This window comes from Pseudoalteromonas sp. G5_S1_54_S4 (genome assembly GCF_054968565.1).
In genome coordinates, this window is record NZ_JBQKUL010000075.1 from 1 (window position 1) to 9,474 (window position 9,474).

The 9,474-nt window shown below is 38.5% G+C and carries 9 protein-coding genes and 2 pseudogenes; 5 read left to right on the forward strand and 6 right to left on the reverse strand.

Annotated features, from left to right (window positions below):
• From ACTRWE_RS18185 to ACTRWE_RS18205, 5 genes and pseudogenes are all read right to left on the reverse strand, one after another.
• Positions 1-1,108: pseudogene (locus ACTRWE_RS18185) on the reverse strand (AbgT family transporter); the annotation flags it as partial.
• 142 nt (positions 1,109-1,250) lie between these two features.
• A complete protein-coding gene (locus ACTRWE_RS18190; RefSeq protein WP_010391380.1) occupies positions 1,251-1,526 on the reverse strand; it encodes a YfcL family protein in 276 nt (91 codons plus the stop codon).
• 3 nt (positions 1,527-1,529) lie between these two features.
• A complete protein-coding gene (locus tag ACTRWE_RS18195; protein WP_462880448.1) occupies positions 1,530-2,672 on the reverse strand; it encodes an ATP-NAD kinase family protein in 1,143 nt (380 codons plus the stop codon).
• Complete coding sequence (locus tag ACTRWE_RS18200; RefSeq protein ID WP_076921562.1) at positions 2,662-3,216, reverse strand: elongation factor P hydroxylase; 555 nt, start codon at positions 3,214-3,216, stop codon at positions 2,662-2,664. The genes ACTRWE_RS18195 and ACTRWE_RS18200 overlap by 11 nt, the downstream gene beginning before the upstream one ends.
• A gap of 165 nt (positions 3,217-3,381) precedes the next feature.
• Positions 3,382-6,567: an HD domain-containing phosphohydrolase gene (locus ACTRWE_RS18205; RefSeq protein WP_462880449.1), complete on the reverse strand. Its 3,186-nt coding sequence runs from the start codon at positions 6,565-6,567 to the stop codon at positions 3,382-3,384.
• A gap of 207 nt (positions 6,568-6,774) precedes the next feature.
• Between ACTRWE_RS18205 and ACTRWE_RS18210 the strand changes: the two genes are divergently transcribed.
• A complete protein-coding gene (locus ACTRWE_RS18210) occupies positions 6,775-7,473 on the forward strand; it encodes a 2'-5' RNA ligase family protein (protein ID WP_350655119.1) in 699 nt (232 codons plus the stop codon).
• A gap of 46 nt (positions 7,474-7,519) precedes the next feature.
• On the opposite strand, the gene ACTRWE_RS18215 is transcribed toward ACTRWE_RS18210, so the two are convergent.
• On the reverse strand, positions 7,520-7,906 hold the full coding sequence (locus ACTRWE_RS18215; RefSeq protein ID WP_024602799.1) for a DUF4112 domain-containing protein: 387 nt from the start codon (positions 7,904-7,906) through the stop codon (positions 7,520-7,522).
• A gap of 200 nt (positions 7,907-8,106) precedes the next feature.
• Here ACTRWE_RS18215 and ACTRWE_RS18220 point away from each other — a divergent pair, with 200 nt between their 5' ends.
• The 4 genes and pseudogenes from ACTRWE_RS18220 to ACTRWE_RS18235 all read left to right on the forward strand — a co-directional run.
• A complete protein-coding gene (locus ACTRWE_RS18220) occupies positions 8,107-8,748 on the forward strand; it encodes a DUF6795 domain-containing protein (protein ID WP_350655120.1) in 642 nt (213 codons plus the stop codon).
• Positions 8,745-8,954, forward strand: a complete 210-nt coding sequence (locus tag ACTRWE_RS18225; protein WP_036956884.1) for a hypothetical protein — start codon at positions 8,745-8,747, stop codon at positions 8,952-8,954. The genes ACTRWE_RS18220 and ACTRWE_RS18225 overlap by 4 nt, the downstream gene beginning before the upstream one ends.
• A 73-nt stretch (positions 8,955-9,027) precedes the next feature.
• Positions 9,028-9,165, forward strand: coding sequence for a hypothetical protein (locus ACTRWE_RS18230; RefSeq protein WP_350655121.1), 138 nt, complete (start codon positions 9,028-9,030; stop codon positions 9,163-9,165).
• 12 nt (positions 9,166-9,177) lie between these two features.
• Positions 9,178-9,474: pseudogene (locus ACTRWE_RS18235) on the forward strand (DUF6795 domain-containing protein); the annotation flags it as partial.

Consider the following 9,474-nt stretch of genomic DNA (forward strand, 5'->3'; position numbering starts at 1 on the left):
CTAAATGCAGCAATGAATAATGAACAAAAGAATGCCATAACAATGTAATACGCCATACCATTCATGGCTTTGCTCATTGCATCTATCATGTCTTTAGAGGTTTTAAAGGTGCCTACGGTAAAACCATATACTGCGCCTGGGATCCAAAATAACAAAAATATCAGCGGTACTATTGATTGCATTAGTGGTGAGCTAAAGTTTGTTAAAGAGCCATCGCTGCTGCGCATCGCTGAATCAGCTGGTGCGGATACGTACGCTAATAACGCAATACCTGCAATCATTACGGAACTAGCAATAAGAAAGGCGCGCTTTTCGTCACTACGGGCATCTTCAAATGCTGGTAGGTCTTGAGTTTCGCCATCAACTGGTGAATTTTTTAAACGTGGTTCAATAATTTTATCGGTGATGTACCAGCCTAACATTACAATAAATAAGCTTGATGCTGAAGCAAAGCCCCAGTTATTAAGCGGGTTAATGCTCATTGTTGGATTAATAATTTGTGCTGCACTTTGCGTAAAGCTTTGCAGTAACGGGTCAATCCCAGATGGAATAAAGTTAGCGCCAAAGCCACCGCTAACCCCTGCAAATGCCGCTGCAATACCGGCAAGCGGATGACGACCTGCTGCAAAAAATATTACCCCAGCAAGTGGAATAACCAGCACATACCCTGCATCGGTAGCCGTATGGCTCACAATAGCTACCAAAATAATTGAGGGTGTTAGTAATTTTCTAGGCGTTACTTTGAGCATTAATTTAAGGCCGGTATTAATAAAGCCCGAATGCTCTGCAACGCCTACACCTAGCATAGCATAGCAACCAGTACTACACCCAGTGGCGCAAAACCGGTGAATGTTTTTACCATAGAAGATAAAAAAGTGGCCAACGAATCGCTGGCAAGCATGTTATTAATAATAATGGCTTCGCCAGTACGAGGGTCTATTGCATCAAATGTGACGCTTGAAAACCACCAAGACAAAAACCAGATTAATAACATGGCAAACAAAAAGATAATTGCTGGATCAGGCAGCTTATTACCTACCCGCTCAACAAAATTTAAAAATCGCGCAACTATGCCAGTTGGCATTGTCGCATCATTATTGTTATTCATTTCACTTGTTCCCTAGAATTTAGACTGTACTACTTTAGCGTATCTAAGGAATGAGGTAAATTTTAACTGAATAAACAAGTTCTTTTTTAGGCACAAAAAAACGCGGCTCAGTAGCCGCGCTATTTTTAATGAATAAAAAAGCTTATGCGAGTGCTTTTACTTCATCCCATATTCTTACTACGAGTGCTTTATCATCTTCATTAAGTTCGCCATTGCGATAAGCTTTTACTAAGCTTTTTTCAACGGTGTCGTTTAGTTCTGCAATTTCTAGATTTAACTCTTCAACTTGGGCATACCCTACCGCTAAATCAAAGTGGCCGCGTAAATAACCGCCAGCAAATAACTCGTCATCGGTTGCTTTTATCACTAAGTCATCAAAATATTGCTGCGCAGCATCTATGTAATTTACTAAACTCATGTGTTACTTCTCCTCAAGGTGCAGCCCATCTTGATGACCTACTGCATACATAATATGGTCGTTAAACCCACTGGTTACACGTATATAACCGCTTAATTCATCATCTAATTTGCTATCGCCGGTGTCACAAATCAGCGGTCGGCCATTTAAAGCCTGTAATTTTGTTTTAGTAGCCACCACAATAATATTATCGCGGCCTATCGCTTTAATTAACGCAGGGCTGAGTTGTTGATTACCTCGACCAAAAATATGCCCTTGGCCGCCAATTAGGGTGATCACTAACTTTGTTTCACGTTCTTTGGTAAGTTCAAGAAGTTGCTGTGCTGTTAGGTCTTGCCCTACTAAAGCTTGATCTTCAACTAAATCAACACCGAGCAGCGTATTATCAAGCCCCATCTCTTCCATCACTGCGCCAACGGTAGAGCCACTGCCCATTACATAGAGGGTATCGGCATCCATTTCACTGACCACATAAGCGGCAATATCAGCAAGTACCAATTCATCGGTTTCTTTACCGCCATTTTTAACCGCTTGTACATAGCGTACTTCACTTGGCACTTGCATTTCACCATAACGTTTTGCTTTTACTGTTCCTTGGCGAAAGGCGACTTCATCAATGTCCATGACATCGGCATCGCTTAGCGTTACCAATTCACCTTTTACCAGCATTTCAACTACACGGCCTGCGGCTTTTGGCGTTATGGCATAGACGCCGGAATGAATTTTACACCCAGCAGGAATGCCCAACACGGGTACAGAGTCTTCTACAGCATGGCAAATATTGCGCGCCGTTCCGTCGCCACCAGCAAATAAGATTAAATCTACACCTTGTTGCTGTAATAAACGAGCTGCAGCTTCGGTATCGTCACTGGTTGTGGGTGAGTTACTTTGATAAACCACTTGCGTATTAAAGCCCAACGCTTTTGCTGTTTGCTCCCCCATTTCATCATTAACAGTATAAATAGTAATGTTTGATTGATGAGGTACAAGCACTTCAAGTGCAGCTTTAGTGCGGCTATTTGACTTAGGCTCTGCACCTAATGCAATGGCTTTAGCAGCGGTGTCTTCACCGTCACTGCCCTTAAGCGCAACACTACCACCGAGCCCTGCGACCGGATTTACAATCAATCCTAACTTAAACTGCATCTTTTAACTCCTCGGGAGAATGCCATGAAAACTGCGCAGCATGTAATGGCCACGTGGTGTTATAAAATTTACACAGTGCTTTTAATAGTAAGGTTGTTCTTGGGTTAAACCCGTTTTGCAATAACTCTAATAACTTTGCATGAACGCGAGACTGAAACGCAAATCGACATGTTTGCTCACCATTTAAATTATCTACCGATACGTTAAAATCAAACCCGGCAGCCACACTCAATGCCCACTCTATTGCTTGAGGTTTTACCTCTACTAATTCAAACTCCGCTTGCTGTGAAGCATCGCGCCCATCAGGGCAATACCAATATCCATAATCTTCAACTAAGCGGCGCTGAGAACCTGCCACTAACCAATGGGCTATTTCATGCAATGCGCTGGCATAAAAACCATGGGCAAACACAATTTGATGATGCGGGGTTGTATCATTTGCGGGAATGTAAATAGGCTCATGCTCACCTTTTACCAAACGCGTGTTATAGCTTTGGTAAAAAGTGTGTTCGAAAATAGAAATCAGATCAGCTACTTGGTGCATAAATACTTCGTATACTCGTTTGAACCCGATGCTTTATAGCCATATAAAACTAATATAAAGCGCACTAAAAACGAGGCGAATTGTACGTACTTTTATCTACAAAGTAAAAAACAAGCGATTAAAAACATTGTTAGCGCTAAGCGGTTTAATTTTAACGCTTTGGCCCTAAGTTATATATTTAGAAATATCTACTTCATCTATTTGTTCAGCATTGAGATAACGCTTAGCATAATCAAGATAAATACCTGAACTTAAAAATAATTCAAATACGGCTTTATCAACATGCTGATCGGCCACCATTTTAGCTAATATACTCATCGACTCGCTGAGTGTTTTTGCCTTTTTATAGGGCCTGTCGGCCGCCGTTAGGGCTTCAAAAATATCAGCTAGCACCAATACTCGTTCTGGTATCGATAAGTCATCCGCATTGAGTTTACGCGGATAGCCTGTGCCGATTAATGTTTCGTGATGGGTAGAGGCATAACGCGGTACGCGCTCAAGTTCTTTAGGGAACGGCAGTGTATCGAGCATACGTATCGTACTTATCATGTGCTCATTAATTTTAAACCTATCCTCTTTAGTAAGAGTGCCTCTTGAAACTGTTAAATTATAAAGCTCCCCTAGGTTATATTTATATTTACATGGGGCAATTTTAATCCCTAAACGCTCATCATATTCAATCGGCTTATCATGAGGAATTAAGTGCCAAGGTTTATCACTGAGTAATTTTTCTGTGATGGGAAGCGTGTCATCAGTCCCTTCATAGCGATACATTTCTACTGGTGAAAGCCCCAACTTATCGTCAAAATGACGCTGCCAAGTAATATTACTCAACGCACTTAAACGCTCAAGGGCAGCTTCTGTGATTTTTTCGCCGCCAATATTACATTGTGCAATAAAAGCAAAGTCGTCCAGCAACTGTTGCTGTTTAGCTGCCAACTGCTTGGTTAAGTCGAGCTGATTTTGAGGACTGTGTTGCAATGATTTATAGTAATCAAGTTCGGCATCTCGCCAAAGTACCTCAAAACGCGTTCTAATTTCATGAATACGATTATAAATAGTCTCCAGCTTAGTGCCTTTATCAACTATGTGCTCTGGAGTGGTTATTTTACCGCAATCATGTAGCCAAGCGGCTAAACTAAATTCTTCAACCTCATCATCATTTTTAAACTTAAACCCTTTAAAAGCGGGTAACTCTGACTCTGAAGCGGCCTTAGCAAGCTCAATACCGAGTTCAGGTACGCGCTCGCAATGCCCCGCTGTATAGGGAGATTTATCATCAATGGCTTGTGCTATTAACTCGATAAACGACGCCATGAGTGCTTTTTGACTGTCTTCATGTTGCTGTATCGACTTACTCATATCAACCATAGAGTAAGCTAACGTATTAATTTCTTTAATATGACTTTTTAAAGTCGAGACTTGTTTAAACTGCCGATTTTTAATTTTATTGTTTTCACCCACCAGCGTTTTAATAGGACCGACAATGGGGGATGCAAAAAACCACGACACTGGTAACATCATAATTAAGCAGGCAACCGTAATTATTATTGAAAGCTTTATTTTTTCTCTTGTGGAGCTCAATACATCTTCTTTAGAAACCATAATGGCTAAATAGCCCGTACTAGCTAGCGCTAAATAATCAGATAGTGGCTTAATAAAAACATACTGTTCTTTACCATTAATGTTCACTAACTGTAGCTTAGAGAAGTTACTATCATCATCCAATAAAGTGATTAATTGCTCATCAGGAACAGTGCCTACAATTTTTGATTTTTTCCCTGAGTTAGTATTGAGCCATTTATCACTAAGCTGTTGTTTAAATTGCAGAGGAAGTTGCGTGGCGGCGTAATCAAACAAAGCTTTTAATTGTGCGTCTTGGTTTTGAAACAATAAATGGTAGTCATTTGAAAAAAGCGCGGCACTGTCTTCATCAAGCGGATTGTACTGGATCCCCTCAATAAAAAATTGCTGCTGTATATATTGCAATACGGCTTTGCTGTCTATTCCCGCATAGGTATCACCATTGGCTACATGCGTTAACAACGTTTTTGTATTGGGAACCTCTACTAAGTTAATTTCTGGAAATTGCGCTTGCAATGTTTTTACAATTGACCAGCCCTCACCCACTGCAACTGACTTACCAGCAAGTTGCTGTATGTGGGTGATTGGTGGGTTGTTTTGTTGATTAACGATACTTAAAGGCAAATTTACCATGGGTGTACTGAGCATACCCAATGTATTATTCGATGGTGTATTAAGTACCGGATGAATCACATCTATCTGCTTATTTTCAAATAAATTAAGTAATTCTTGCCAACTGAGTCCATTAATATAATTAACCTTAATACCCAACAGTTCAGCAATCGCATTTATATATTCAACACTGTAGCCTTTAGGCTTACCACTGACACTAAAATCCATAGGTGCCCAATTGGTTTCATTTGAAACTGTGATAGTAGGGTATTTGGCAACTATTTTTTGCTGTTGCTCATCCAGTATCAACCGATTTAGCCTTGCCTCAACCGTTGAGCTAAAGGGCTGATTTGATGAAATAATTTCTCCTTCTCGGTTATAAATAAGTAACTGTGTTGAGCTGTGCATCTCCAAACGCTGTTGCTGTTCGATTAAATAATTAGACATGTTATCAACGATAACCCCTAAGCCAAGCACATGGTTTTTACCCGCTATCTTAATCGAATACGTTTGCCCAGAGGTTTGTAAATCGGTAAATAGATAAGGCTTGGTTTTGTTTACTTGCTGTGAGTTTGCTTGCTTAAACCATACTTGCTCGCGGGGATCAAAATACGTCGGTTTTTTGGTTTTTTCTCTTAAGCTAAATGACGCATCAAAATAAAGCGTTTGCTGTATTCTTTGCCCTTCTTCAGATTTTATTTGAATAACGACCCAGCGGTCATTATCCGTTGCACCAAGGCGCTGACGAACCATCGCACTACTTTCAAGATTAATAACCTCAAAATAGTCACCATTGTTATAGCCCATATAAAAAGCATAAAACAAAGGGTTCAAATCCATCATTTCACTTAATACATTTCGTAGCTCTGTTTTATCTGAAAGGTTTTCACCGACTAACGAGGTGTTTTTTACCATCATATATAAAGTATTTTCAGATTTTTCATTAATGCGTGTTAGGTAATCAGCAACCGATTGAGTGGTCATATTAAAGTGTTGCACATTCGACTCGAGCGCCATTTTTTCACTGAAATAATACTGTAAGCTCGTGGCTATAATAGCGGTAATAGACGTTGCCAACACAAATACTGCCACAACCGTCAAACGAATAGAAAAGCGTACTGTTTTTGTTAACTTTTTAAGCGCTTTAAATATCATTGAACGTTCCTTGGAGCAATTTTAAGAGCAGTAAATACAGGGAGTTGAATATTGCTAGAAGCAATATTCATAATCCAAATGGTTATTAATTTGAGCTAAAATAATATTAGTCATAAAATCAAAAATATAAAACTTTATGCACTTATTTACTGATCACTTAATTACCCTTACCATACACCAACCAAAAACCTAAATTGACTCACTCTTATGGTTAAACAACACAGCTCTTTTTCGTGGCTATTTATCTCTTTTACTTTTTTAACACTGTTGGCTACTTCTGCCAGCAGTTATGCAAAAAGCATAAGTATTAACGTATTTGCTATTCCTTCTAAGCCTATCGTTGAGCTAGTCGCTAACACCAGCGATGAATTGGCTACGCACCAAATTACTACGTTTTACCAACAAGGGTTACCCGTGCATGCCACCTTGTATTTAACTGATTACCCATTTGAAGCACAAAACGAAATTAAGCAAGTGGTAGAGCGTATTGTAAAAGATCATCAGTCGTTTGAGATAAAAGCCAATGGGTTTAGTGTATCTGCCAGTAATTGGGCCTTTATAGACTTAGAAAAATCTTATCAGTTACAACGCTTAGCCGATGAAGTGACACTTAAACTTGAACCACTTCGCGATCATCAAGCGCCAGTACCAAGTTGGGTAAAGCATTACCCTAATAAACTCGTGGCCTTTGAGCGTTATGGTAGCCCAAATGTGTTTCAAAACTTTCAGCCACATTTAACCCTACTTGCAAATGAGCAAAACCCTGCATTGGCTGCGTTTAATAAAGTCATGCAAGCTGAGCCACCGCAAGCACAAGGTGAAATAATTGGGATTGGAATTGGAATTTCTGATCAGTTTGGGCAACAAAAACAGGTCATCGCTAAGTACTTCTTTGATACCAAATAAATAGTTAATAATGGGGGCTAATTACACATTTATTAACTTAAATGGTTTATGGATTTGTGGTTAGCTTATCGGTTAAATGCTTTTTAAGTATACGGGTATTGCGCGTATTTGCTTTGAACATGGCATCAAAAATATCACCAAAAAATGGAATGAGCCCACCTACAAAATCAACTAACATGTTTAAAATAATCCGGCTCTTTACTCGTTTACTAACGCCTAACCTTTGCGCTTCAATAAGTACATAGCCAGATAAGATAAGCCCGGCTAAATCGCCTACCACTGGCAATAGCCCAATTAATGATTCGACACCGAAACTAAATTTAGTAAACGGAATACCAATGCTGCTGTCGGTAAAGCGGCTAAACTCTTCAAGCCGTTTTATGGTGGCTTTATATTCAGCTTGTGTAACGTGAGATTGATTATTTTTTTGCATAATAACTGCTCTTTATTTTTAGGTGCGCTAAGCACATGGAAATTATTGAGCGGCAATAAAGATGTATAGCCTGTACATAATAAACGCGCTAATTCTCACTAAAAGTATCAAAGTTCGAGGTTATATAAAAGCTTACTGTTGATTCATTATAAATACGTGTACTCTCACTTTTAAAGTCCAATAATATGCAAGGATTGCCTATGAATAAATCTAGCTACAGCCCTCGATTCATTATCTTGTTTATTGTTGCTTGTGTGATTGTTTTCCCAGCCATTAGTCAAGGAGAAGATATGTTCAGCTGGTTAAGAAAGAAAAAAGAAGTATTTTTAAGCCCTGAAGTCAATGGTATTGTTACAAAAAATGGCTCACCAATTGCCAACTTAGAAATAATACGATCATTAATGTATTTAGATGAGATTGACCGTCGTGACACTGCAATTACCGATGAAGATGGGCGCTTTCATTTTCCAAAAAAAAACAATTTTTTCCTCAATTCCGAAAAACTTATCGTTGAAAACCGTATTTCCCAAGAAATATTTATCCGAAATGATGATAATAAAATTGAGCTCTGGAGTGCTAATCAGTCTGGAATTAAAGAAATACCTGAATATACCAACAAATTAGCATTCATAAATTGCGAAATAACAAATAAATTAGTCAGGTTTGAGTTCAAAAATTACAATAATGAGCATTTAAATAGGATAGCCTCCAGTATTTGTAGATGGGAAGATGACTATATACCAACACATATCATAGAGAACGGAGAGATAAAGTACAAAATACATGATGGAGATTTCAATAAGATTACAGAGCTTTTTACAGGGAAGGAGGTTGAGTTATGAATAATAAGTTGTCACCTAGCACAGCTGCGAGCGTTGCGGCAAGAGTATATGATATAAGAAAAAGTAACAGTTATAAAAGAGAGTTTGAAATAGATTTTATTGAAAACTTTAAAATCACCAACAAACAAATAAAAGACGTTAGTGGCGGTTTAATCAATCAACTGCTAAATCTGGTTACTCAAATTACAGGCTCTCTGAAAGGTTAAAAAAACAGGGTATTTAACTTTACATGTGTTTTATTCTCAATTAGAGTTCAATAAAAATATGCAAGGATTGCCTATGAATAAATCTAGCTATAGCCCTCGATTCATTATCTTATTCATTCTTGTTTATGTGATTATTTTCCCAGCCATTAGTCAAGGAGAAGATATGTTTAGCTGGTTCAAAAAGAAGAAAGAAGTATTTTTAAGCCCTTAAGTCAATGGTGTTGTTACAGACAATGGCACACCAGTTGCCAACTTAGAAATAATTCGCTCATTAATCTACATAGATGAAAAAGTCCACCGAGATACTGCAAGCACAGATCAAAATGGACGTTTTCACTTTCCCAAAAAAACGATCCTTTCTTCAATACCAAATAAGCTAATAGTTGAAAACCGTGTTTCGCAAGAAATCTTTATTGAAAGCGAAAACACTTTAATTCCATTATGGGTTGCAAACCAATCAGGAATTAAAGAAATTCCCGAGTATAGTAAAAAATTAGCATTCCTAGAGTGTGAATTAACT

What these genes read in the sequence shown, in the direction of transcription:
- ACTRWE_RS18210 (WP_350655119.1), top strand. Translation starts at nt 6,775, where the DNA reads ATGGTTAAACAACACAGCTCTTTTTCGTGGCTATTTATCTCTTTTACT.
- ACTRWE_RS18225 (WP_036956884.1), top strand. Translation starts at nt 8,745, where the DNA reads ATGAATAATAAGTTGTCACCTAGCACAGCTGCGAGCGTTGCGGCAAGA.
- ACTRWE_RS18205 (WP_462880449.1), bottom strand. Translation starts at nt 6,567, where the DNA reads ATGATATTTAAAGCGCTTAAAAAGTTAACAAAAACAGTACGCTTTTCT.
- ACTRWE_RS18195 (WP_462880448.1), bottom strand. Translation starts at nt 2,672, where the DNA reads ATGCAGTTTAAGTTAGGATTGATTGTAAATCCGGTCGCAGGGCTCGGT.
- ACTRWE_RS18230 (WP_350655121.1), top strand. Translation starts at nt 9,028, where the DNA reads ATGAATAAATCTAGCTATAGCCCTCGATTCATTATCTTATTCATTCTT.
- ACTRWE_RS18215 (WP_024602799.1), bottom strand. Translation starts at nt 7,906, where the DNA reads ATGCAAAAAAATAATCAATCTCACGTTACACAAGCTGAATATAAAGCC.
- ACTRWE_RS18200 (WP_076921562.1), bottom strand. Translation starts at nt 3,216, where the DNA reads ATGCACCAAGTAGCTGATCTGATTTCTATTTTCGAACACACTTTTTAC.
- ACTRWE_RS18190 (WP_010391380.1), bottom strand. Translation starts at nt 1,526, where the DNA reads ATGAGTTTAGTAAATTACATAGATGCTGCGCAGCAATATTTTGATGAC.
- ACTRWE_RS18220 (WP_350655120.1), top strand. Translation starts at nt 8,107, where the DNA reads ATGAATAAATCTAGCTACAGCCCTCGATTCATTATCTTGTTTATTGTT.